Annotated in this window: 22 protein-coding genes; 11 read left to right on the forward strand and 11 right to left on the reverse strand. The window is 74.6% G+C overall.

Annotated features, from left to right (window positions below; genetic code table 11):
* Nucleotides 1-98: 98 nt before the first annotated feature.
* Entirely contained in the window at nt 99-770 is a 672-nt protein-coding gene (locus KPL60_RS18775) for a hypothetical protein (RefSeq protein WP_226366652.1), read from the reverse strand.
* 143 nt (nt 771-913) lie between these two features.
* Here KPL60_RS18775 and KPL60_RS18780 point away from each other — a divergent pair, with 143 nt between their 5' ends.
* Nucleotides 914-1978 carry a substrate-binding domain-containing protein gene (locus KPL60_RS18780; RefSeq protein ID WP_226350296.1) on the forward strand — a complete coding sequence of 355 codons (1065 nt, stop codon included), beginning with the start codon at nt 914-916 and terminating at the stop codon, nt 1976-1978.
* Here KPL60_RS18780 and KPL60_RS18785 read toward each other — a convergent pair.
* A complete protein-coding gene (locus tag KPL60_RS18785; protein WP_226366653.1) occupies nt 1927-2382 on the reverse strand; it encodes a hypothetical protein in 456 nt (151 codons plus the stop codon). The genes KPL60_RS18780 and KPL60_RS18785 overlap by 52 nt on opposite strands.
* Nucleotides 2383-2505: 123 nt before the next feature.
* Here KPL60_RS18785 and KPL60_RS18790 point away from each other — a divergent pair, with 123 nt between their 5' ends.
* Nucleotides 2506-3768 carry an acyl-CoA dehydrogenase family protein gene (locus tag KPL60_RS18790; RefSeq protein WP_226366654.1) on the forward strand — a complete coding sequence of 421 codons (1263 nt, stop codon included), beginning with the start codon at nt 2506-2508 and terminating at the stop codon, nt 3766-3768.
* Nucleotides 3769-3804: 36 nt separating this feature from the next.
* Here the strand turns inward: KPL60_RS18790 and nhaA are convergent, their stop codons facing one another.
* On the reverse strand, nt 3805-5145 hold the full coding sequence (gene nhaA, locus KPL60_RS18795; RefSeq protein ID WP_226350294.1) for a Na+/H+ antiporter NhaA: 1341 nt from the start codon (nt 5143-5145) through the stop codon (nt 3805-3807).
* 86 nt (nt 5146-5231) lie between these two features.
* On the opposite strand from nhaA, the gene KPL60_RS18800 reads away from it, so the two are divergent.
* Nucleotides 5232-5717 carry a DsbA family protein gene (locus tag KPL60_RS18800; protein WP_226366903.1) on the forward strand — a complete coding sequence of 162 codons (486 nt, stop codon included), beginning with the start codon at nt 5232-5234 and terminating at the stop codon, nt 5715-5717.
* 3 nt (nt 5718-5720) lie between these two features.
* On the opposite strand, the gene KPL60_RS18805 is transcribed toward KPL60_RS18800, so the two are convergent.
* Entirely contained in the window at nt 5721-6578 is an 858-nt protein-coding gene (locus KPL60_RS18805) for a universal stress protein (protein WP_178376364.1), read from the reverse strand.
* A 188-nt stretch (nt 6579-6766) separates the two neighbouring features.
* Between KPL60_RS18805 and KPL60_RS18810 the strand changes: the two genes are divergently transcribed.
* Nucleotides 6767-8215: an NAD(P)/FAD-dependent oxidoreductase gene (locus tag KPL60_RS18810; RefSeq protein ID WP_226366655.1), complete on the forward strand. Its 1449-nt coding sequence runs from the start codon at nt 6767-6769 to the stop codon at nt 8213-8215.
* An 89-nt stretch (nt 8216-8304) separates the two neighbouring features.
* Here the strand turns inward: KPL60_RS18810 and KPL60_RS18815 are convergent, their stop codons facing one another.
* Nucleotides 8305-8592 (reverse strand): hypothetical protein, encoded by a 288-nt coding sequence (locus KPL60_RS18815; protein WP_062396993.1) that lies wholly within the window; start codon nt 8590-8592, stop codon nt 8305-8307.
* A 433-nt stretch (nt 8593-9025) separates the two neighbouring features.
* On the opposite strand from KPL60_RS18815, the gene KPL60_RS18820 reads away from it, so the two are divergent.
* Nucleotides 9026-9730: a MerR family transcriptional regulator gene (locus tag KPL60_RS18820; protein WP_226366656.1), complete on the forward strand. Its 705-nt coding sequence runs from the start codon at nt 9026-9028 to the stop codon at nt 9728-9730.
* 24 nt (nt 9731-9754) lie between these two features.
* Here the strand turns inward: KPL60_RS18820 and KPL60_RS18825 are convergent, their stop codons facing one another.
* Nucleotides 9755-10660 carry a LysR family transcriptional regulator gene (locus tag KPL60_RS18825; RefSeq protein ID WP_226366657.1) on the reverse strand — a complete coding sequence of 302 codons (906 nt, stop codon included), beginning with the start codon at nt 10658-10660 and terminating at the stop codon, nt 9755-9757.
* A gap of 143 nt (nt 10661-10803) precedes the next feature.
* On the opposite strand from KPL60_RS18825, the gene KPL60_RS18830 reads away from it, so the two are divergent.
* The 3 genes from KPL60_RS18830 to KPL60_RS18840 are packed head-to-tail and all read left to right on the forward strand — an operon-like array spanning nt 10804 to nt 14281.
* Entirely contained in the window at nt 10804-12126 is a 1323-nt protein-coding gene (locus tag KPL60_RS18830; RefSeq protein ID WP_226350290.1) for an MFS transporter, read from the forward strand.
* Nucleotides 12123-13622, forward strand: a complete 1500-nt coding sequence (locus KPL60_RS18835) for an AMP-binding protein (protein ID WP_226350289.1) — start codon at nt 12123-12125, stop codon at nt 13620-13622. The genes KPL60_RS18830 and KPL60_RS18835 overlap by 4 nt, the downstream gene beginning before the upstream one ends.
* Nucleotides 13623-13627: 5 nt before the next feature.
* Nucleotides 13628-14281 carry an RraA family protein gene (locus KPL60_RS18840; protein WP_226350288.1) on the forward strand — a complete coding sequence of 218 codons (654 nt, stop codon included), beginning with the start codon at nt 13628-13630 and terminating at the stop codon, nt 14279-14281.
* Between the two features lie 9 nt (nt 14282-14290).
* Here KPL60_RS18840 and KPL60_RS18845 read toward each other — a convergent pair whose 3' ends face one another.
* The 4 genes from KPL60_RS18845 to KPL60_RS18860 all read right to left on the reverse strand — a co-directional run bounded on the left by KPL60_RS18845 (nt 14291) and on the right by KPL60_RS18860 (nt 16602).
* On the reverse strand, nt 14291-14443 hold the full coding sequence (locus tag KPL60_RS18845; RefSeq protein ID WP_168172127.1) for a hypothetical protein: 153 nt from the start codon (nt 14441-14443) through the stop codon (nt 14291-14293).
* 57 nt (nt 14444-14500) lie between these two features.
* On the reverse strand, nt 14501-15241 hold the full coding sequence (locus KPL60_RS18850) for an HAD-IIA family hydrolase (protein ID WP_226350639.1): 741 nt from the start codon (nt 15239-15241) through the stop codon (nt 14501-14503).
* Between the two features lie 62 nt (nt 15242-15303).
* On the reverse strand, nt 15304-16119 hold the full coding sequence (locus KPL60_RS18855) for an Fpg/Nei family DNA glycosylase (RefSeq protein WP_226366658.1): 816 nt from the start codon (nt 16117-16119) through the stop codon (nt 15304-15306).
* A gap of 12 nt (nt 16120-16131) precedes the next feature.
* Nucleotides 16132-16602, reverse strand: coding sequence for a ribose-5-phosphate isomerase (locus KPL60_RS18860; protein WP_226350286.1), 471 nt, complete (start codon nt 16600-16602; stop codon nt 16132-16134).
* Between the two features lie 18 nt (nt 16603-16620).
* On the opposite strand from KPL60_RS18860, the gene KPL60_RS18865 reads away from it, so the two are divergent.
* A complete protein-coding gene (locus tag KPL60_RS18865; protein WP_226366659.1) occupies nt 16621-17295 on the forward strand; it encodes a DUF429 domain-containing protein in 675 nt (224 codons plus the stop codon).
* A 16-nt stretch (nt 17296-17311) separates the two neighbouring features.
* Nucleotides 17312-18190: an MBL fold metallo-hydrolase gene (locus KPL60_RS18870; protein ID WP_226366660.1), complete on the forward strand. Its 879-nt coding sequence runs from the start codon at nt 17312-17314 to the stop codon at nt 18188-18190.
* 424 nt (nt 18191-18614) lie between these two features.
* On the opposite strand, the gene KPL60_RS18875 is transcribed toward KPL60_RS18870, so the two are convergent.
* A complete protein-coding gene (locus KPL60_RS18875) occupies nt 18615-20144 on the reverse strand; it encodes an MFS transporter (RefSeq protein ID WP_226366661.1) in 1530 nt (509 codons plus the stop codon).
* Nucleotides 20145-20315: 171 nt separating this feature from the next.
* On the opposite strand from KPL60_RS18875, the gene KPL60_RS18880 reads away from it, so the two are divergent.
* Entirely contained in the window at nt 20316-22901 is a 2586-nt protein-coding gene (locus KPL60_RS18880; protein ID WP_226366662.1) for a carboxylate--amine ligase/circularly permuted type 2 ATP-grasp protein, read from the forward strand.
* Nucleotide 22902 lies beyond the last annotated feature (1 nt).

Below are 22902 nucleotides of genomic sequence, written 5' to 3' on the forward strand. Positions count from 1 at the left end.
GCGTTCCGGTTCCGCCGGACGAACGTCCACGGTCTCCCGGCCACCCTGCCAGCCACCGGTCCGGAACCGGGAACCGGACAACACGGGCCGATCCGCGGTCACCCGGATGTGTGCAGGCGACGTGCGCGGGCGTCACGACGACCGTCGCCGACGACCAGCTCCTGCAGCCGCGTGAGCATCCGCCACGTCATGACCGCGCTCGCCACCCCGACCAGCTCCGTCATCACCCGGGCCGTCCCGCCACCGGTCGCGTAGCGCTCCCGCAGGTGCAGCCGCGTTCCCGTCGCGCCGCCGGGCAGCACGACCGGGGCGAGGTGGAACAGCCAGGTCATCGCGAGGTCCGCCCCGCCGGGGGCGTCGCCGCCCTGCGAGGTCACCAGCAGGTGGCTCCCGGGCTCCACCTGCGCCACCCGCAGCGCGACGTCGGGGTGCAGCCGGAACCGGTCCCCCGGCCCGATGTGCTGCCACTCCGGGTGCACCCGCGTCGCCCCGGTGATCCGGCACCCGACGAGGTTCTCCAGCGCCTCGAACGAGTAGAAGCCGGCCCGGTCCTGCCCGAGCTGCGCGATCCACGGCCACACCGCGGCGCGCGGCGCGCCGATCGTGCAGGCCCGGTCGTTCTGCAGGTCGGCGGCGGGCAGCAGCTCGTCGCCGGGCAGCGTCCGGCCGGCCTCGGCCTCGGTCGCCCCGGACCGGCGGGACAACCGCCGGACCAGCAGGGCCACCAGCGGTACGGCCGACAGCGCCGCGACCGCCCATCGGATCGTCATCGGGCCACCTCCTCGTCCTCGATCATCGGGGACGGGTGACCGGCCCGGCCAGGGCCGAAGGTCCGGGGAAGGACTGTGACGGCGGGAACACCCCGCGCCGCGCCGGCGTTCCGGTCGTCGAAGCGTCCGTGGGGGTGCGTCCGATGCCGTCGACTGCGAGACCGTCGTTCACCGTCGGCCTCGTCGTGCCCTCGGCCGGCTCCGAGGGGATCTACGGCCCGTCGTGCATCCTCTGCGCCCGGCTGGCCGTGGAGGAGCTGAACGCGGTGGGCGGGATCCTCGACCGGCCCGTCCACCTGCGGATCCTCGACGGGTCCGGCGCGCCGGAGCAGGTCGCGACGGCGGTCGCGCAGGCGGCGCGTACCGGGGCGATCGACGCCGTCGTCGGCTGGCACATCTCTCCCGTGCGGGTGCGGCTCGCGTCGGCGCTGCGCGGGCTGGTGCCGTACGTGTTCACCGCGCTCTACGAGGGCGGCGAGACCACGCCGGGCGTCGTCCCGATCGGTGAGACACCGGACATCCAGCTCACCCCGGCGCTGCGGTGGATGTCCGAGGAGATCGGCGTCCGGCGCTGGGCCGTGATCGGCAACGACTACCGCTGGCCGCACCGGTCGATCGCGCGGACCCGGGCCGCGCTCGACGGGTCCGGCGGGCCGACGCTGGACCACACCCGGTTCGTGCCGCTCGGCACCTCGGACCACCGGGCGGTGCTCGACGACCTGGCCGACCTCGACGTCGACGGGGTCCTGACGCTGCTCGTCGGCTCCGACGCCGTCGCGTTCCACCGCGAGTTCGCCCGGCGTGGGCTGGAGAGCCGGTACGCCCGGTTCTCCCCGCTGATGGACGAGAGCATGCTCGCCTCCGCCGGGGCCGGGTCGTCGCAGGACGTGTTCACCGCCGCCGGCTACTTCGAGGCCCTCCCGACCGCGGAGAGCCTGGCCTTCGGCGCCCGCTACGCGCGCCGGTTCGGCCCCGGCGCGCCGCTGCCGTGCGCGCCCGGCGAATCCTGCTACGAGGGCGTCGGGTTCCTCGCCGCCCTGGTGAACCGGGTCGGCACCACCGACGCGATCCGGCTGTCCGAGGCCGCCGGACGGTGCCGCTACGTCGGCCCGCGCGGACCGGTGACGGTGCGCGACGGCCGGGCCGAGCAGCGGATCTACATGGCCGTCGCCGACGGGTCGGGTTTCGACATCCTCGCGTCCCTCTGAGCCCTCCGGGCGATCACGAGCGCGGTCACGACCGCGACGAGGATCAGGATCCCGGCCAGCGGCAGCCCGACCAGCATCATCAGGCCCCCGCCGATGTTGGCGCCGATCACCGCCGCGGTCATGACGCGCCCGGCCCACCCGACCAGCAGGCCCGCCACCACGCACAGCACCACCGGCGACGCCGCGGCCCACCGCTTGACGACGGCGAGGACGCAGCAGACCAGGCCCGCACCCGCGACGACGCCGGTGAGCCACGGCAGGACCTCGAGCGCGAGCGGCGGGTCGAGGACCCGGATGCCGTCCGCCGGGGCGGTACCGACGTCGCCGATCAGATACCAGGCGACGACGGCCGCGCAGAGCCCGGCGACCGGTCCCAGCACGAGCGCACGCAGTCCACGGTGCACGGCTTGCTCCTCCGAACGGCACCGCCGGCGTGGCGGGTGCCGGCGTCCGGACATCGAAGCACACGACAAGAACAGTCACGCTTGACTGTTATTCTGCGGCGGTCGACCGAGGAGGAGTTTGTCGTGACGATCGTCGAGCAGGGTCGGGGCACCGTGACGCAGGTGCCGCGCACGCAGGACCACATGACCCACGACGTCTGGCTGCCCGACGAGATCGTCGAGGTCCGCACGACGGCGCGCGCCGCGGTCGAGAAGCGTCTCGCCCCGCACGCCCGTGACATCGGCACCCGCGAGGAATCCGCCGACAGCTTCCCGTGGGAGGCGTTCCGCGGGCTCGCCGAGGAGGGCCTGTTCGAGATCCCGTTCGGCGCCGACCTCGGCGCGGGTCTGACGCACCCGATGCTGGCCACCTGCACCGTCACCGAGGAGATCGCCTACCACTCCAGCTCGATGGCCGGCGTCTACGACGGCCAGTGCATCCTCGTCCCGCAGACGCTGACCTACGCCTCCGACGAGCTGCGTGCCCGCCTCATCCCCGAGCTGACCAGCGGCCGCACCGCGTTCTCCTTCGCCACGACCGAGCCCGAGACCAGCTCGGACCTGACCGCGGAGCGCATGCAGACCGTCGCCGAGCCCGCCGCGGACGGCGACGGCTACGTGCTCAACGGACGCAAGCGCTGGATCACCAACAGCGTCGTCGCCGGCTGGGTGTCGGTGCTGGTGCGCGCCGGGGCGGACAGCGGTCGGGCCGCGATGTTCCTGGTCGACCTGTCCTCCCCCGGGGTCCGGATCGGTGCGCCCGACCTGAAGATGGGTCACCGGGGCCAGATCACCGCCGACATCGTGTTCGACGACGTCCGGGTGCCCGCCGGGAACCTCCTCGGCCAGTGGGGGGCGGGGCTGGGCGTCGCCCTGTCGGCCCTGGTCCGGGGCCGGATCGGGATCGGCGCCGCCGGTGTCGGCGTCGCACAGGCCGCACTCGATCTGGCCGTGCAGCGGCTGCGCACCCGCCAGGTCTTCGGCGGCCCCCTCGGCGCGATGCAGCACTGGCAGTTCACCATGGCCCAGCGCGCCACCGAGATCGAGTGCGCCCGCACGCTCTACCAGAAGGCCGCGACCCTGCTCGACCGCGGCGACCGCTCGGCCGAGCCGGAGGCCGCCATGGCCAAGGCCTACGGCACCCGTCTGGCCAACGACCTCGTCCGCGAGGCCATCCAGATCCACGGCGCACTCGGCTTCGCCCGGCAGGTCTCGGAGTCCGGGGAGTCGGTGCGTCTGGAGGAGATGTACCGGGACGCGAAGATCCTGGAGATCTTCGAGGGCGCGAACGAGCTGCAGCAGTGGATCGTGGCCCGACAGCTGATCGGGCGCGACGTCACCGGCTGAGCCGCCGTCGCACGCCGGCCGTGGCGGCCGACCGGCTCAGTCCGCCGGCCGCCACGGCCGCGGCGGCAGCGTCGGCAGGCCGCTCGGCGCGCACTGCCCGCCCCGCTCCCCCGCCAGGCGGAACACCAGCCAGCCCGACAGCGCGGCCAGCACCGACCCCGTCAGGATCCCGATCTTCGCCTCGGCGACGAGCAGCTCGTCGGTGAGCGCGAGCTCGGTGACGAACAGGGCGACGGTGAACCCGATGCCCGACAGCGCGGCACCGCCCATGAGCTGACCCCAGCGCAGCGTGTCGGGCACCCGGCCCAGCCCGGTGCGCAGCGCGATCCAGGTCGCGGCGGCGACGCCGATCGGCTTGCCGACGACCAGGCCGAGCACGATGCCCCAGGTGAGCATCGACGTCGCCGCGGCCGACAGGGTCTCCGACGACAGCACCACCCCGGCGTTGGCGAGCACGAACAGCGGCACGATGACGTAGCTGCTCCACGGCTGGATGGCCTGCTGGAGCCGCTCGTTCGGGGAGACGGCGGCGACCGCGACCGCGCGGGCGGTGCGGGCCCGCTCCGGCGTGGGGTCGAGCAGGAAGTTCTTCCCGATCCGGACGGCCTCGACCATCTCGGTGCGGCGCGGGGCGTAGGCGTTGACCAGCAGCCCGAGCGCGACGCCGACGACGCTCGGGTGCACCCCCGACCGCAGCACCGCGACCCAGCACAGGATCCCGACGACGGCGTAGAACGGCGTCCGCCAGAACCGCACCCAGCGCAGCGCCAGCAGTACGGCGAGCAGCACCACGGCGACGAGCAGCGCGAGCAGGTCGACCTCGTCGGTGTAGAACAGCGCGATCGCCAGCACCGCGCCGATGTCGTCGACGATGGCCAGTGCCAGCAGGAACACCCGCAGCTGGTCGGGGCAGCGCGGCCCGAGCAGAGCGAGCACACCCAGCATCACCGCGGTGTCGGTGGAGATCGCGATGCCCCAGGCGCCCGCCGCCTCGCCGCCGGCGTTGAGCGCGAGGAAGAACAGGGCGGGCACGACGAGCCCGCCGAGCGCGGCCGCGGCCGGTGCGGCCAGGGCGCGGAACCCGCGCAGCTCGCCCAGCGTCGTCTCGCGGGCGATCTCGAGCCCGACGGAGAGGAAGAACAGCACCATCAGGCCGTCGTTGACCCAGTGCCGCAGGTCCAGGTCGAGCGCGGACCCGCCGAACGACACGGCCAGCGGGGTGTGCCAGAACGTCTCGTAGCCGGCGCCGAGGTTGGCCCACAGCAGGGCGACGACGGCCGCCCCGACCAGCAGGACCGCCGATCCGGACTCGGTCCCGAGGAACCGCCGCGCGGCATCGGAGAGGTCGCCGCGCTCGGCTAGGGTCACCACCGCCATGTGCTGATCCTGCCCCGCCCGTCGCGGGACGCAACGAGGAGGCCGTCATCAGCCTGGATCCGCCCGTCGGACCGTACGACCACGTCCTGGGCCCGCCCGAGGCCGAGCTGACGCTGGTGGAGTACGGCGACTTCGAGTGCCCCTACTGCCGCGACGCCGCACCGGTGCTGGAGGCGGTCCGCGACCGCTTCGAGGGGCGGCTGCGGTTCGCGTTCCGGCACTTCCCGCTGCACGAGGTGCACCCGCACGCCATCGCGGCCGCCCTCGCCGCGGAGATGGCCGGGTTCGACGGTCGGTTCTGGGAGATGCACGACACGCTGTTCGCCCCCGGTCCGCCGCGGCTGCGGCAGGACGACCTGCGGGAGCACGCCGTCGCCGCGGGGGTGCGGCCGGACCGGGTCGTCTGGCCGGCGACGCGGCTGGCGGAGGACCGCGTCGAGGCCGGGTTCAACGCGGCGGTGCGCTCGGGCGTGCGCGGCACGCCGACCCTGTTCGTCAACGGCGAGCAGTACCGCGGCGACGTCACCGTCGCCGCGCTCACCGCCGCGCTGGACCCCGCGCTCCGGTCGTAGCCCTCAGGCCGTCGCGGCGGGCCCGACCAGCATCACCGGGCAGTCCGCGCGCTGGACCAGCGCGAGCCCGGTCGAGCCGAGCAGCAGCCCGGTGAACCCGCCCCGCCCGCGGGTGGCGACGACGACCAGCCGCGCCGCCCCGCTGCGCTGGGCCAGCACGCGTCCCGGCTCGGCGCGCTCGATCACCCGCTCGACGGCGACGTCGGGGTAGCGCTCCGACCAGCCGGCGAGCCGCTCGGCCAGCGCCCGCTCCTCGGCCTCGCGCAGCCGGTCGAACGCACCGGTCGCGCGCAGGGCCGGGGACCGGCCGTCGTGCCAGGCGTGCAGGACGACCAGCCCGGTGCCGTGCTCGGCGGCCGCGGCGAAGGCGTGCTCCAGCGCGACGTCGGACAGCGGGCCGCCGTCGATCCCGACCAGGACCGGCCCGTCGGACGACGTGCCGCGGACGACGACGACCGGGCAGCCCGCGTGCGAGGCCACGGCGAGGGTCACCGATCCCAGCGCGGTGCCCATCGCCCCGCGTCCGGCGGACCCGAGTACCAGCAGCTCCGCCGTGGCGGACCGCTCGACCAGTGCCGTCGACGGCGCCCGCCTGTCCTCGGCGACGTCGACCGCGACCTCGGGTGCGGCCTGCGCGGCGGCGTGCCGGGCCGCGTCGAGGGTCGCTCGGGACTCCTCGCGGATCGACTCCTCGACGTCGTCGAGCAGGGGTGCGACGGCGGCGTCCGCGTACAGCCCGGCCACGTCGAAGGCCTGCACGAGCAGCAGGTCGGCGTGCCGGGCGGCGGCCTCGCGGGCCGCCCACGCGACGGCGTCCAGGGCCGCGTCCGATCCGTCCACGCCGACGACGACGGTGCTCATCACTGTGCTCCGTTCCCGGCCGGCCCGGTGTCGGCCGTTCATCCTCCACTGTGCTCCGTCGCGGGCCGGGTCGCACGGCCCCGTCGTGTGAGGTCGGAGACGGCCCGCACGGGCCGGGACGGGCACCCGGGGCCCCGGGCCGCATCGCTACGGTGATCGCTGCTGCATTCCGGAGACAGGGAGGTCCCGTGCACGCACCGAGCGTTCTCGTGGTCGGCGCCGGGTTCGGCGGCATCGCCGCCGCGATCGAGCTGCGGGCCCACGGCATCCGCGACGTCACGATCGTCGACGCCGCCGACGGCATCGGCGGTACGTGGCTGCACAACATCTACCCGGGCGCCGCCTGCGACGTGCCGAGCCATCTGTACTCGTACTCGTTCGCCCAGCGCACCGACTGGTCGCGGCTCTGCTCACCGCAGCCCGAGATCCTCGCCTACCTGCGCGGGGTCGCCGCCGAGTTCGGGGTCGACGAGCTGGTGCAGACCGGTGTGCGGATCGTCGACGCCCGGCGCGACGAGGCCGACGGACCGTGGACGGTCACCGCCGACGACGGGCGCACCTGGACCCCCGACGTACTGATCGTCGCGACCGGGCAGCTGAACCGGCCGGTGTCCCCCGACCTGCCCGGCGTCGACTCGTTCACCGGGACGATGTTCCACTCCGCGCGCTGGGACCACGACCACGACCTGCGCGGGCGTCGCGTCGCCGTGATCGGGACCGGGGCCAGCGCCGTGCAGTTCGTGCCGGCGATCGCCCCCGAGGTGGGGCACATGACGGTGTTCCAGCGGTCCGGGAACTGGTTCCTGCCGCGGCGGAACCGCAGGTTCCCGGCGTGGTGGCGGGCCGCGATCGCCCGGGTGCCCGGCCTGCAGGCCGCGCGGCGCCGGTTCATCACCGAGTACTGCGAGTCGCTGACGCTGATGATCCGCCACCCCGCCACCTGGGGCCGGCTGGGGCGGCTCTACGCGACGCTGTTCATGCGGGCCCAGCTGCGCGACCCCGAGGTCCGCCGCAAGGTCTGGCCGGACTACACCTTCGGCTGCAAGCGCATCCTGTTCAGCTCGCACTGGCTGCCCGCGCTGCAGCGGCCCAACGTCGAGGTCGAGACGTCGCGCATCGCCGCCGTCGAGCCGACCGGGGTGCGCACCGAGGACGGCACGCTGCACGAGGTCGACACGATCATCTGGGGCACCGGGTTCGCCGCGACCGACTTCATGTTCCCGATGGAGATCAGCGGCCCGGGTGGACGGTCGCTGCGCACCGAGTGGTCCGACGGCGCGCACGCCTACCTCGGCATGACCGTCCCCGGGTTCCCGTCGCTGTTCGTGCTCTACGGTCCGAACACCAACACCTCCGGCGGCTCGATCATCCGGTACCTGGAGCACCAGGTCCGCTACGTCCGCGAGGCCCTGCAGGAGGCGGCCCGCCGCGGCGCGTCCGGCGTGGAGGTCCGCCCCGAGGTCGAGCAGGCCTACGACGAGGAGGTCCAGGCCCGCTTCCCCGGCACCGCGTGGACCCGCTGCGACTCCTGGTACCGCGACGACACCGGGCGCATCGTCACCAACTGGCCCGGCTACATGCGCGAGTACGACGAGCGCACCCGCCGCGTCGAGCCGTCGGACTACGTCTTCCACTGAGTCCCGGCGGGGCCGGCGTCGGACGAGACGGAACCGCCCCCTGCGTCCCGTGGCGGCGGGAGGCAAGGGGCGGAGGTCGTCGTCGGGCGTCAGTCGCAGGACGTCGGGTTGTCGCGGTTCTGCGCCGCCCCGCCGCCGAGGATTCCGAGGACGTTGCCGAGGGCCGCGTTGACGCCCGGGCAGATGTTGGCGTTGTTGAGGACGTTGACGTCGTCGAGGTTCACCAGGCCAAACTGGTCGCCCCGGGTGTTGCCGACGTCCTGGACGAAGGAGTCACCGTCGTCGTCCTTCGGCGCGGGCGCAGCCGACGCCAGCGGGCTGAAGGCGACCATGGTGGCGATGACGGCGACGCCGGTGACCGCAAGCTTCCTGCGCATGTCTTTCTCCCCGATCGTGTCCGGTGGGACGGACGTGTCTCACGATTCCCGTGAGCACCACCGGGACGCCTGTGCGTCGCGGCAAGCGGACAGTAGGCAGCCGCTCACCGGCGGGGATACGGCAGCGACACCAACGGGTGACCCGGTCACCACGGGTACCAAAAGTGTGGTGTGAAACGGACGGAACCGGTTCTCCCAGGACGCCGGACACCCTCCGTCCCCACGTCCGGGGCGGCCGATGCGAAGGGTGATCGACCGACCGGACCGTGGGCGGGGGCCGACCACTCGCGGGGGTGAATCCGTGACCGGCGTGTCGCAGGCCCCGGCGTGTCGCGGCGGGACCGTCGCTTCCGGGGCTTGCACCTGACGCGGCGTGAGGCGGCACCGTCCATCATGCCGCCACGACGTGGCGGCCCGACAGGAGGGGATTCCGGTGAAGGTGGGCGAGCTGGCCCGGGTGACCGGGCTGACCGTGCGGACACTGCACCACTGGGAGGAGCGGGGGCTGGTCGTGCCGTCGGCGCGGACGGCCTCCGGCCACCGCGTCTACGACGACGGCGACGTCCGCAGCGTCTACCAGGTGGTCGCCCTGCGGGAGCTGGGCCTGCCGCTGGAGGCGATCGGCGGGCTGCTCTCGTCCGGGTCGTTCGCCGACGTCCTCACCGCGCACCTGGACCAGGTCGACGCCCGGCTGGCCGCGCTGCACGCCCTGCGGGGCACGCTCGCGGCGGTCGTCGACCGGCTCCGGGACGCGCCGGACCCCGACCCGTCGGACGTGTTGATGATGATCGACGAGGTGAGCAGGGTGAACGACACCTTCGCGCAGTACTTCACTCCCGAGCAGGTCGCCGCGCTCCGTGCGCGGCGCGCCGAGGGCGAGGCGGCAGCGGCCGCGTGGCCCGGACTGATCGCCGACGTGCAGGCCGAGATGGACGCGGGCACCGACCCGGCGGAGCCGCGCGTGCAGGCGCTCGCCGCGCGGTGGTCGGAGCTGCTGGCGACCTTCCACCGTGGCGACGAGTCGTTGCAGCGGCAGCTGTACCGGCTGCGGGACGAGAACCCCGACGAGGTGACCGCGGCGGGTGGCCCGGACCAGGCGATGATCGACTACATCGCCCGGGCCGGGGTCACCGGCTGAGCAGGTGGGGCGGGCGGGCGGGGGTCAGACCGACCCGACACCCCGCACGACCGCCCCACCCACACCGGCCGCCTCCAGCAGCCCCGCCAGCACCGGGTTCACCGCGCCGGCCTTCCACGCCAGCGCCAGCGGCACCTCCGGCGGGTCGGTCAGCGGCACCAGCACCACCCCGGGCGTGCGCAGCTCCGCCGTCGCCTCCAGCGCCAGCCCCACCCCGACACCGGCCCCGACCAGGGACAGCAGGGTGTGCGTCTCGGGAGCCTCCTGCTCGATGCGCGGCAGGAACCCGGCGTGCAGGCATGCCGCGTCGACCGAGGTGCGCATGACGGCCATCCGCCGGGCCGGGTAGGTGACGAACGGGTCGTGGGCCAGCTCCGCCAGGTCGATCGCGTCCCGCCCGGCGAGCGGGTGCTCCTCGGGCAGCGCGGCGACGAGCCGGTGCCGGTCGATCTCGTGGACGACGAGGCCGTCGTCGTCGACCGGGGTGCGGATCAGCGCGGCGTCGACCCGGTCGGCGCGCAGGTCCTCGGCCAGCTCGCCGGAGAACCGGCCGGTGACCAGCACCAGCCGGGCCTGCGGCCGGTGCGCGCGGAAGCGGCGGGCGGTCCGGTACAGCCAGGCGTTGGAGCTGGGCCCGGCGAACCCGAGGCGGACCGAGCCGGTGCCGCCCGCGGCGGCCTCGCGCGCCGCCTCCGCGGCCTCGTCCGCGGCGGCGAGGGCACGGCGGGCCCGGGGCAGGAACGCCGCGCCCGCCGGGGTGAGGGCGACGGCGCGGGTGTGCCGGTCGAACAGCGTGGCGCCGACCTCGCGTTCGAGCCTGCGGATCTGCTGGGACAGCGGCGGCCCCGAGACCTGCAGGCGGGCCGCGGCCCGGCCGAAGTGCAGCTCCTCGGCGACGACGACGAACGACTCCAGCTGCCGTAGCTCCACCCCTCCGATCATGTCGATCGAACGACAGGAACGGAAGCAAGAGCGTCCCGATGACGTCCCAATGCTGTTCTACCGTTGCGTGGCGGTGGTCACGACGGCGTGGTCGCGACCGTCGCTCCACGACGAGTGCAAGGGGCACCGGGTTGAGCACGAGCACACCGTCGATGCGCCGCAAGGCGGGGATCGCCTCGTTCGTCGGCACCACCATCGAGTGGTACGACTTCTACATCTACGGCACCGCCGCCGCGCTGGTGCTGGGGCCGCTGTTCTTCCCGAACGCCTCCCCCGCCGCGGGTGTGCTGGCCTCGTTCGCCACGTTCTGGGTCGGGTTCCTCGCCCGGCCGATCGGCGGGATCGTCTTCGGCCACCTCGGTGACCGGCTCGGCCGCAAGACCGCGCTGGTCGCGACGCTGCTGCTGATGGGCGTCTCGACGCTCGCGATCGGGCTGCTGCCCGTCTACGACGACATCGGCGTCCTCGCCCCGGTGCTGCTGGTCGTGGCCCGGCTCGTGCAGGGGCTCGCCGTCGGCGGCGAGTGGGGCGGCGCGGTGCTGATCGCGTCGGAGCACGCGTCGAAGAACCGCCGGATCCTCTACGGCGCCTTCGCCCAGCAGGGCAGCCCGGCCGGGCAGATGCTCGCCACCGGCTCGTTCGCGCTCGTCGCGATGCTGCCGGAGGACGCCTTCCTGTCCTGGGGCTGGCGCGTGCCGTTCCTCGTGTCGGCGGCGCTGGTCGTCGTCGGGCTGGTGATCCGGCTGCGGATCGAGGAGAGCCCGGCGCTGGTCGCGATGCGCTCCCGCGGCACGACGGCGCGGTTCCCGCTCGCGGAGCTGCTGCGGGAGCGGACGATGCTGGTGGTCGTCTCGGTGGGCGCGTGCGCGCTGGTGGCCGCGGCCGCGTACTTCAAGAACACGTTCGCGCTGTCCTGGGCGGTCAACGACCTCGGCTTCGACCGCCAGGTGTTCCTCAACGTCGTGCTGATCAGCTCGACCGTGCAGTTCTTCACCCAGCCGCTCGGGGCGTTCATGGCGACCTGGTGGAACCCGCGGAAGGTCGTCACGGCGCTGCTGCTGATCGAGCTGCCGCTGTTCCCGGTGATGTTCTGGCTGATCTCCACCGGCAGCTTCGGGCTGGCCGCGCTCGGCATGGCGCTCGCGACGCTGCCGCACACGATGTACTACGCGATCCTCGCCGGGATGCTGGCCGAGGCGTTCCCCGCGCGGATGCGCTACACCGCGATCTCGCTGTCCTACGCGCTGGCGGGCACGCTGTTCGGCGGCACCGCCCCGCTCGTCGGGCAGTCGCTGCTGGCCGCGACCGGGTCGATCGTGCCCGTCGTGGGGTACTCGCTGGTGATCGTGCTCGTCTCGCTCGCGGCGGCCCGGTACGTGCTGGCCCGCGGACCGGTCCCCGACGACGAGCGGCTCGACCCCGCCGTCGCCGGCACCACCGGGAGGACCGCATGACCGCACGACTCCGCGAACCCCGCTTCCCCGAGCCCGAGGTGCCCGCCGGCGCGACCGCGCTCGCCGCCCGGCTGCGCGCGCTCGTCGCCGCCGACCCGGACCGCCCGCTGGTCACCGAGGACACCGCGGACGGCCCCGGTGTGGTGCGCACCCGCGCGGAGTTCGACGCCCGCACCAACCGCCTGGCCAGGGCGTTCGCCGACCGCGGGGTGCGGCGCGGGGACCTGGTGTCGATCGCGCTGCCGAACACCGCCGCGCACCTCGAGTGCTCGGTCGCGGCGTGGAAGATCGGCGCGGTGCCCCAGCCGCTGTCGGCCCGGCTGCCCGCCGCCGAGCGCGACGCGGTGCTCGCCGTCGCCGCGCCGGCGCTCGTCGTCGACACCCCGCTCGACGCCGGCTCCTACGACGACGGCGCGCTCCCCGACGTCGTCGGGCCCAGCTGGAAGGCACCCACCTCGGGCGGGTCGACCGGCACCCCGAAGGTGATCGTCGCCGGTCAGGCCGCCTGCGTCGAACAGGTCCTGGCCCGCGCCGACGGGCTGCGCATCGACCGCGACGGCGTCTTCGGCTGCACCGCGCCGCTGCACCACAACGCGCCCTTCATGTTCACGCTGATGGCGTTGCTCCAGGGCCACCACGTCGTGCTCATGGGCCGGTTCGACGCCGCCCGCGCGCTGGCGATGGTCCCCGCGTACGGGGTGACCTGGCTCTACGCGGTGCCGACCATGATGAGCCGGATGCTGCGCCTGCCCGACGCCGACTGGGCCGCCTGCGACACCGGGACCCTGCGGACCGTGCTGCACGTCGGCGCGCCCTGCCCGCCGGAGGTCAAGCGCGGCTGGATCGACCGGGTCGGCGCGGAGACGGTGTTCGAGATCTACTCCGGCACCGAGTCGCAGGCCGGCACCGCCATCGACGGCCGCGACTGGCTGGCCCACCCGGGGTCGGTCGGGCGGGTCACCCGCGGCGAGATCACCGTCCGCGACGACGACGGCCGCGAGCTCGGCCCCGGTGTCACCGGTGAGATCTGGATGCGGTCGGGCGGGGCGCCGACGTACCACTACCTGGGCGCCTCCGCCCGCGAGCGCGACGGCTGGGAGTCGCTCGGTGACATGGGCTCGCTGGACGCCGACGGCTACCTGTACCTGGCCGACCGGCGCTCGGACATGATCCTCGTCGGCGGCGCGAACGTGTACCCGGCGGAGGTCGAGGCGGCGCTGACCGCGCACCCCGGGGTGCGGGACGCCGTCGTCGTCGGGCTGCCGGACGCCGACTACGGGCACGTCGTGCACGCCGTCGTGCAGGCCGAACCGGGCATCGAGAACGATCTTCGCGAGTTCCTCGACGGGCGTCTGAGCAGGGCGAAACAGCCACGGAGCATCGAGGTCGTCGACCACCCGCTGCGCGACGACGCCGGGAAGGTGCGCCGCTCGGAGATCGCCGCGCGCGCCGCGGACGCTCGACGGCGCGCAACGGCGGACGGTGCGACAGGATGACGTCCATGACCGACCTCCTGGACCGTCTGCGCGAGCTGCAGGTGTCCTCCATCTGCGACGCCGACAAGTCGCTTCCCGTGGTGGACCCCGCGATCCGGGCCCTGGTGCCGGACGTGTCGATGGCCGGGCCCGCGGTGACGGTGTCCTGTGTGGACGACCACCTGCCGATGTTCGCCGCACTGTCCGCGGCCCGCCCCGGCTCGGTGCTCGTGGTCGCCGGGGCGGGTGGTCACCGCGCCGTGTCCGGTGAGCTGTTCGCGACCGAGGCGAAGCGGCGCGGGCTGGCCGGGATCGTCGTCGACGGGCTGGTCCGTGACGTCCGCGGGCTGCGCGGGATCGGGCTACCGGTGTTCGCCCGCGGGACCTGCCCGGCCTCGGGCAGCACGAGCGACCCGGGCACCGTCGACGAGATGGTGTCGTTCGGCGGGCTCGTCGTGAGCCCGGGCGACCTGGTGTGCGGCGACGACGACGGCCTGCTGATCGCCGCGCCGGACCGGCTCGCCGAGGTCGTCGACACCGCCGAGGGCATCGAGGCCGCCGAGCGCGCGCTGGTCTCGGCCATGCGCAACGGCCACGACCTGCACTCGCTGACCACGGTCGTCGAGCACGTCGCGGCGCTGCGCCGGGGCGAGCCCAGCGCGCTGGGGTTCAAGGTCTGAGCGGGCCGCTCAGGCGGCGACCGCGTCCCAGCTGAACTCCTCGGTCATCGAGCCGGGGCAGTCCGGGCACGGGACGGCGACGCCCGCCGTCTCGTCACCGGGGAGCTCGGCCTCCGCGCCGCAGCCGGCGCACCGCTGCCAGGACACCAGTTCTCCGTACATGTGTTCGAGGGTGAACCACATCGGTGTAGTTCGCAACCCCGCAGGTCCGGGGCGGGGTCAGACGTCGTCGATCAGGTCCGCGACCGAGGAGACGACCCGCGTCGGGCGGAACGGGAACCGGTCGATCTCGTGCTCCTTGGTGATGCCGGAGAGCACCAGCACCGTGCGCATCCCGGCCTCCAGCCCGGCGAGGATGTCGGTGTCCATCCGGTCGCCGATCATGACCGTGGACTCCGAGTGCGCGCCGAGCCGGTTGAGCGCGGCCCGCATCATCAGCGGGTTCGGCTTGCCGACGAAGTACGGGTCGACCCCGGTCGCCTTGGAGATCATCGCGGCGACCGAGCCGGTCGCGGGCAGGATGCCCTCCGGGGACGGGCCGGTCGCGTCGGGGTTGGTGGCGACGAAGCGGGAGCCCTGCTCGACCAGGCGCATCGCGGTCGCGATCGAGGAGAAGCTGTAGGTGCGGGTCTCGCCGAGCACGACGTAGTCGGGGTTGCGGTCGGTGATGACGTAGCCGATGTCGTGCAGCGCGGTGGTCAGCCCGGCCTCGCCGATCACGTAGGCGCTGCCCTGCGGGCGCTGCTCGCCGAGGAACGCGGCGGTGGCGAGCGCGGAGGTCCAGATCGACTCCTCCGGCACGTCGAGGCCGGTGGCCTGCAACCGGTAGCGCAGGTCGCGGGGGGTGTGGATGCTGTTGTTGGTCAGGACCAGGAACGGGACGCTCTTGTCCCGCAGCCGCGACAGCAGTGTGTCCGCGCCCGGGACGATGCTGCCCTCGCGGACGAGGACGCCGTCCATGTCGGTCATCCAGCACTCGATCGGCTTCTGCTCCACCACGGCCGCCACCCTAGGCCGCCTCCCTAGGTGGCTGCCGGTTGGCAGCGCGGGCACCAGAACAGGTTGCGGTTCTGGTGCTCGGCGTGCCGTACGGGCGTCCCGCAGACGAGGCAGTCCATCCCGGTGCGGCGGTAGACGTAGACCTCGCCGCCGTGCCGGTCCTTCCGTCCGGCCTGCCCGCGCCGGCGCGGGTCGTGCTCGGGACGCACGGTGTCGATGCGGCCGGTCCGCACGCCGTCGCGCATGAGCACGACGAGGTCGGCCCACATCGCGTCCCACGTCTCCCGGTCCAGCGACCGGCCCGGGAGCTGCGGGTCCAGGCCGTGCCGGAACAGCACCTCGGCGCGGTAGACGTTCCCGACGCCGGCGAGCACCTTCTGGTCCATCAGCAGCGTCGCGAGCGGGCTGCGCGAGGCCGAGATGCGGGCCCAGACCGTGTCCGGGTCGGCGTCGGGACGCAGCGGGTCCGCACCCAGCCGGGCCCGCAGGGCGCGGGCCTCGGCCGAGGTGAGGAGCTCACAGGCGGTCGGGCCGCGCAGGTCGGCGTAGTGGGTCTGCCCGACCAGGCGCATCCGCAGCTGCCCGACCGGTTCCGGAGCGGGCAGCGGCTGTTCGACGAACGTGCCGTACAGCCCGAGGTGGACGTGCACGACGCGGTCGCGGCCGTAGCGGTGGAACAGGTGCTTGCCGTGGGCCTCGGCCCCGGTCATCACCTCGCCGTCGAGCAGCGCCGCGGAGGCGGCGAAACGACCCTGCGGGCTGGACACGCCGACCGGCCGGCGCACGAACAGCTTCCGGTGCAGCCGCGCCAGCCGGTGCAGCGTGTGTCCCTCGGGCATCTCGGCTCCGGGTCAGGACGCGGGGAGCTCGATCTCGCCGGTCCGCTCGTAGTCGAGGACCTGGTCGATGCGGCGCTGGTGGCGCGCGTCGCCGGAGAACGGGGTGGCCAGGAAGGCGTCGACGATCGCGACGACCTCCTCGAAGCTGTGCTGCCGCGCGCCGACGCCGATGACCTGGGCGTCGTTGTGCTCGCGGGCGAGCTTCGCGGTGGCCTCGTTCCACGCCAGCGCGGCGCGGATGCCCTGCACCTTGTTGGCGGCGATCTGCTCGCCGTTGCCGGATCCGCCCAGCACGATGCCGAGGGACTCCGGGTCCTCGACCACGCGCCGCGCGGTCTCGATGCACCAGGCGGGGTAGTCGTCGAGGGCGTCGTAGGTCGGGGCCCCGACGTCGATCGCCTCGATCCCCTGCTCGGTCAGGTACTCGACGAGCTTGCCCTTGACCTCGAAACCGGCGTGGTCACTGCCCAGGTAGACGCGCACGGGGCACGATCCTCCCCCATGCGGATCGGCGGCGTGGACGGGGTCCCGGGTGGCTGGGTGGTGTGCGTGCTCTCCGGCAGCGGACGGACACGCGAGGTGACGTGGACGGTGGTCCCCGACGCCGCGTCGGTGCTCGCCGCGACGGCCGGGTGCGACGCCGTCGGGGTCGACATCCCGCTGTCGGTCCCGGCCGGTGCGCAGCGGCGTGAGGCCGAGATCCTCGCGTCGGCGCGGCTGGGCCGGGCCCGGTCCTCGCTGTTCCCGACCCCGCCCGCCCCGGTGCTCGACGCGGGTTCCTACGACGAGGCCTGCGCCGCCGCCCAGGCCGTCACGGGGAAGAAGATCAGCCTGCAGACCTGGCACATCGTCGGAAAGATCCGCGAGTTCCAGCAGGTGCGGCTGCCGTCGTCGGTGGTCGAGGCGCACCCGGAGCTGACGTTCCGCACGATGGCACCGTCGTGCGCGTTCGCGTCGAAGAAGACCGCGCGCGGGGCGGGCCAGCGGGTCGCTGCGCTGTCGGAGTGGATCCCCTCCGCCGCGTCGCTCGGTGACCTGCCCACCGCCGCCCGGCTCGACGACGTCCTCGACGCACTGGCCTGCGCCTGGACCGCGGAGCGCGTGGCCCGCGGGACCGCGGAGCTGCTCGGCCCCGGCACCGACGCCCTGGGCCGGTCCACCGCGATCGCGGTCTGAGCGCGAGGATCACCGGATGGACGGGCAGCGGTCGGACGAGCAGCGAGCGGCCGGGCAGCGCTCGGACGGGCGCTGGCTCGAGCTCGCCGACGGGGTGCTCGCCCGCCGCCACGACGAGCTCGACCTGACCACCGGCCTCGTGCTCGGCACGTCCGCGGCCCTGGTGATCGACACCCGCGGCGACACCTCCCAGGGCGCCGAGCTCGCCGCAGCGGTGCGCGCGGTGACCGCCCTGCCGGTCGTCGTGGCCCTCACCCACGCCCACTTCGACCACTGCTTCGGCACCGCCGCGTTCCCCGGCGCCCCGGTGTACGCCCAGGCCGGCTGCGCGGGCGCCCTCCTGGCGACGGCCGCCGCCCAGCGCGCCCACTGGACCCGGCACTACCGCGACGCCGGGGACACCAGTAGCTCCGGGGACACCGGCGGCTCCGGGGACACCGGCAGCTCCGCCGCCGCGACGGCCGATGCGCTCGGCGCCACCGTCCCGGTCCTGCCCGACCGCCCGGTCTGCCCCCGCCCGGGCTCCGTGCACCTGCTCGACCTGGGTGGACGCGTCGTGCAGCTCGTGCACCCCGGCCCCGGGCACACCGGACACGACCTGGCGGTGCACGTCCCGGACGCGGGCGTGCTCTTCGCCGGGGACCTGCTGGAGAACGGGGCACCGCCGTCGTTCGGGCCGGACTCCTACCGCCGGGACTGGGCGGCCGCCGTGGGGCTGCTGCTCGACGTCGGCGCAGCACCCTCCTCCACCGGGACACGGGTGTTCGTCCCGGGGCATGGCGATCCCCTGTCGCACGACGAGGCGGTGGCACAGCACGCGGACCTGCTGCGGATCGCCCGGACCTCCGACGCCGTGGTTCCGGGGGCTCCCTCTGCGAATTCGCTTACCCGGTAAGCGAATCCACGCACCAAGGGTCTGTCGACCCCCGTGTGTCGACCGCGCAAGCCACGAGCGATGGCGCGGATCGTCCTGCGTCGGTGTCGCAGAGGCCAAGCGGCGCGTGCTCCCTCTGCGAATTCGCTTACCGGGTAAGCGATTCCGCACACAGAGGGTCTGTCGACCACCCCGCATCGACCGCGCGAGCCGCGAGCCGCGAGCCGCGAGCCGCGAGCGATGGTGCGCATCGTCCTGCGTCGGTGTCCCCTCGCTGCCGCGGGAAGACGGTTCCTTCCGAGAATTCGCTTACCCGGTAAGCGAATTCACGGATCCCCCACCGGCGGCCGCGGTGGTCCGTCGGCGGTGGTCACCTACACCGGACGGCCGCACGGCTCCGTCGATGGTGGTCGGCCGCGAAGATCGTCCACGCGACGCAGCGACGTCATCCGCCCGGTCGAGCCCGCCGCCGCGGAGCCGGGGCAGTGCCGGAGCTCCGTGGGGCGGCTGTCGGCGTGGCGGCGTTCGACAGGGCTGCGGTCGGTGGGGCCGCGGGCGGCGGGGCGGCAGCCCGGGACCGGTCGGACAGCACCCGCGCGAGGCGGTCGGCGAAGCCGGAGGGGCCCGGTCCCGCCACCCGGCGGAGGCGGTACAGCTCCACGGTCGGCGGCCCGTCCACGGCGCGGAACAGCGGCGCCGTCGGTCGGTCGTCCATCGCGATCCGTGGGAGCTCGACGGTCGGCTCGTCCGCCGGGGCTGCCGCGGGGGCGGCCGGGAGGAACGGGGCCGAGGGGGACGGGGTCGGGAGCGCGGTGGGCAGGTACCGGCGCAGTGCGAGCACCGCGGGCAGGCCCAGCGCCGGTCCGACGGCGAGCACGACGAGCGCCGTCTGCCATCCGACCGCCGCCGCGACCACCGGGACCGTCGCGATCCCGGCGACGGTGAGCAGGAAACCCAGTGCGGTCTGCACGGTCAGGGCGGTGCCGGTGTAGCGGGGGTCGGCGACCTCGATCGTCGCGGTCGTCAGGACCGCGGAGTCGGCGACGGCGGCCGCGCCCCACAGCACGCAGAACGCGCTCACCAGCAGCGGCGCGGCGCCGAGCACGACCGGGGATACCGCACAGCAGACCCCGCTGACCAGCAACGACGTCGCGATCACCGGGACGCGGCCGTAGCGGTCCGCGGCGCGGCCGCCCAGCACGCAGCCGGCGGCGCCGCCCAGCCCGGCCGCCACGAACACCAGCAGGTGCTCCGCCGGGCCGGGGTCCCCGCCGGCGAGTGCGGCGCCCAGCCAGGTCCACAGCGCGTACAGCTCCCACATGTGCCCGAGATAGCCGAGCACGACGAGCCGCGGTCCGGGCTCGCGGAGGAGCCGGAGCGCGTAGCCGGTGTCCGGGGGCGGGGCCGGGGCGAGCGCCGGGCCGGGGCGCAGGCACCAGCGGGCCAGCGCGGCGGCCACGAAGCCGCACAGCGCGGCGCCGGCGAGCACCCCGCGCCACGGCAGCCCGGGCAGCCCGCCGATCAGGTGCGGCAGCGCCGACCCGACGGTCAGCGCCCCGACCAGCACCCCGAGGTCGCGGGCCCGGCGCGACCGGTCCGACCAGGAGGTCATGATCTTCATGCCGACCGGGTAGACGAGCGCGAGGCACACCCCGGTCAGCGTCCGCAGCACCAGCGCGGCCACCGGACCGTCGACGACGGCGGCGAGCAGCAGCGTGCAGGACGCCGCCGCGGCCGCACCGCCCGCGAGCAGCCGCTGCGGCGGGACCCGGTCGGCGAGGGTCAGGACCGCCGAGACGACCGCGCCGGCGGCGAAGCCGAGCTGCACCGACGTCGTCAGCCACACCCCGGCCGTCGCGGACAGGTCCCACTCGGCGCGCAGCTCGGGCAGCACCGCGGACGCGGAGAACCACACGGCGAGCCCGAGCACCTGGACGAGCGCGACCAGGGCCCGCGCGCGGCGGCCGGCGGTCATGAGCGGCTCCGTTGGGGTCGGCGGATCCGGACACGCTAGCGAGAACAGCAGATGGGAACTGGTCCGGACAGACGTCCGAGTACCGCCGTACGGACCAGCGGACGGGGTGGCGTCGGGCGCGATCGCCGCGGGACACACGGACGTAACAGCGGACACCTAGCGTCACCGGCCGTGGGGAACGTGCCGCTGGTGGGGGTCGAGGAGGAGTTCCACGTGGTCGGCCTGGCCGACCGCCGGGCCGCGCCCGACGCGGAACGGTTGCTGGAGCACCTGGACGGGGCGGAGTTCTTCCCCGAGCTGCAACGGTCGCTGGTCGAGACCAACTCGCCCGCGACGCCGTCGCTGGACGAGCTGCGCACCCACGTGCGACGCCTGCGTACCCGGCTGCGCGAGGCGGCCGAACCGCTGGGGCTGGGTGTCGTCGCGGCCGGGACGGTGCCGCTGGTCGACCTGTCCGGCGACGACATCTCCGCCGGCGCCCGGTACGAGCGGATGCAGCACGAGTACCAGATGCTGGTGCGCGAGCAGCACATCTGCGGGGTGCAGGTGCACGTCGACGTCCCCGACCGCGACACCGCCGTGCAGGTCTCGCGCCGGGTCTCCCCCGCCCTGCCGACCCTGCTCGCGATCACCGCCAGCTCGCCGTACTGGCGCGGCCACGACACCGGCTACGCCAGCTACCGCAGCATGATCTGGCAGCGCTGGCCCACCGCCGGGCCGCCCGGCGACGTCACCACCGCCGCCGAGTACGACACGATGATCGACGAGCTCATCGCGTCCGGGACGATCAGCGACGCCGGGATGCTCTACTTCGACGTCCGGCCCAGCGCGCACCTGCCGACCGTCGAGCTGCGGCTGTGCGACGCCTGCCCCGACGTCGACGACGTCGTGCTGGTGGCAGGGCTGTTCCGCGCCCTGGTCGCCCGTGCCCGCGCCGACACCGAGGCGGGCAGACCGCTGCCCCGCGCCCGGCACGAGCTGCTGCGCGCGGCCGGGTGGCGGGCCGCGCGGTCCGGGCTGGAGGGCGACCTCGTCGAGATCGGCCGGGCCCCCGGCGGTCCCCCGACGCTGAGCTCCCCGTCGGTGCAGCTGCGCGCGCTGGTCGAGGAGCTGCGGCCGTGGCTGGAGGAGGTCGGCGACCACGAGCAGGTCGCCGAGCTGGCCGAGGGCGTCCTGGCCCGCGGGTCGGGCGCGGCGGCGCAGCGGCGCGCGTTCGGGCGTCGCGGGTCGCTGACCGACGTCGTCGACGACCTGCTGGCCCGCACCTACGGCGAGCGGCCGCCGTCGGCGCCCGCGGAGACCGTGCCGTCCGCGCCGGAGCTGCTGGACGGCTACGTCCCGCCCCGCTACGACGAGGCCGTCGACGCGACCGGCGCCGTCCGGCCCGGCTACGGCTGGCTGTTCCGGTCGCTGGAGCGGCTCGGCCCGCGCGGGCTGGCCGCGGCGGAGAACGCCCTGCGCACCGAGCAGCGCGCCCGCGGGGTCACCTTCCCGGTGCCCGGCGTCGAGCCCGGCGACGACGGTGAGCGGCTGTTCCCGCTGGACCTGGTGCCGCGGATCATCGAGGCGCAGGACTGGGCGCACCTGGCCTCCGGGCTGGAGCAGCGGATGCGGGCCCTGGAGTGCTTCGTCCGCGACGTCTACGGCCGCCGCGAGATCGTGCGCGACCGGGTCGTCCCGGCGTCGGTGGTCGAGCAGGCGCCCGGCCGCACCCGCGCCGGCGCGCTGGTGCCGCCGGACGCGGTGCGGATCGCCGTCGGCGGCATCGACCTGGTCCGCGACGACGCCGACGGCTGGGTCGTGCTGGAGGACAACCTCCGGGTCCCGTCGGGCATCGGGTTCTCGATGATGAGCCGACGGCTGATCCGCAGCGTGCTGCCCGACCTGGAGTCGCCGTCGGAGGTGCGCCACCTCGACGACGTGCCGGACCGGCTGCGGGCGGCGCTCGCGGCCGGCGACCCCGACGGGCCCGACGGGGAGGCCGCACTGCTGACCGCGGGCGAGGTGGACCCGGCGTTCTTCGAGCACCGGCTGCTCGCCGAGGCGATGGACGTCCCGCTGGTGACCCCGGCCCGGCTGCAGGTCACCGACGGCGCGCTGTTCCTCGTCGGCGGCGGGCGGCGGCGCCGGATCACCACCCTCTACCGTCGGATGGACGAGAACGAGCTCGCGACCGCCCGCGGCGCCGACCACCGGCCGCTCGGCCGCGCGCTGTGGGCCGCGATGGCCCGCGGGCGGGTCGCGCTGCGCAACGCGCCCGGCAACGGCGTCGCCGACGACAAGCTCGTCTACGCCTACGTGCCGGAGATGATCCGCTACTACCTCGGCGAGAAGCCGGTGCTGGCCTCGGTGCCGACGCTGCCCTGCGTCGACCCGGCCGCCCGTGAGCAGGTCCTGGACCGGCTCGACCGGCTGGTGCTCAAGCCCGTCGACGGCTACGGCGGCGCCGGGATCGTGATCGGCCCGCACGCCGGTCGCGCCGAGCTGGACCGGGTGGCCGCGGCGATCCGGGACACCCCGGCCGGCTGGGTCGCCCAGGACCTCGTCGGGATCTCCACCCATCCCACCTTCACCGACGGCGCCCTGCGGCCCCAGGCCGTCGACCTGCGGGTCTTCGCGGTGCAGTCCCCCGGCGTCGGCGGGGTGCCCGAGGTCGACGTGCTGCCCGCGGCGCTGTCGCGGGTCGCCCCGCCCGGCGGGATGATCGTGAACTCCTCGCGCGGCGGCGGGGCGAAGGACACCTGGGTGCTGGCCTGAG

It is taken from the genome of Pseudonocardia sp. ICBG162 (assembly GCF_020496225.1).
Taxonomy (GTDB): domain Bacteria; phylum Actinomycetota; class Actinomycetes; order Mycobacteriales; family Pseudonocardiaceae; genus Pseudonocardia; species Pseudonocardia alni.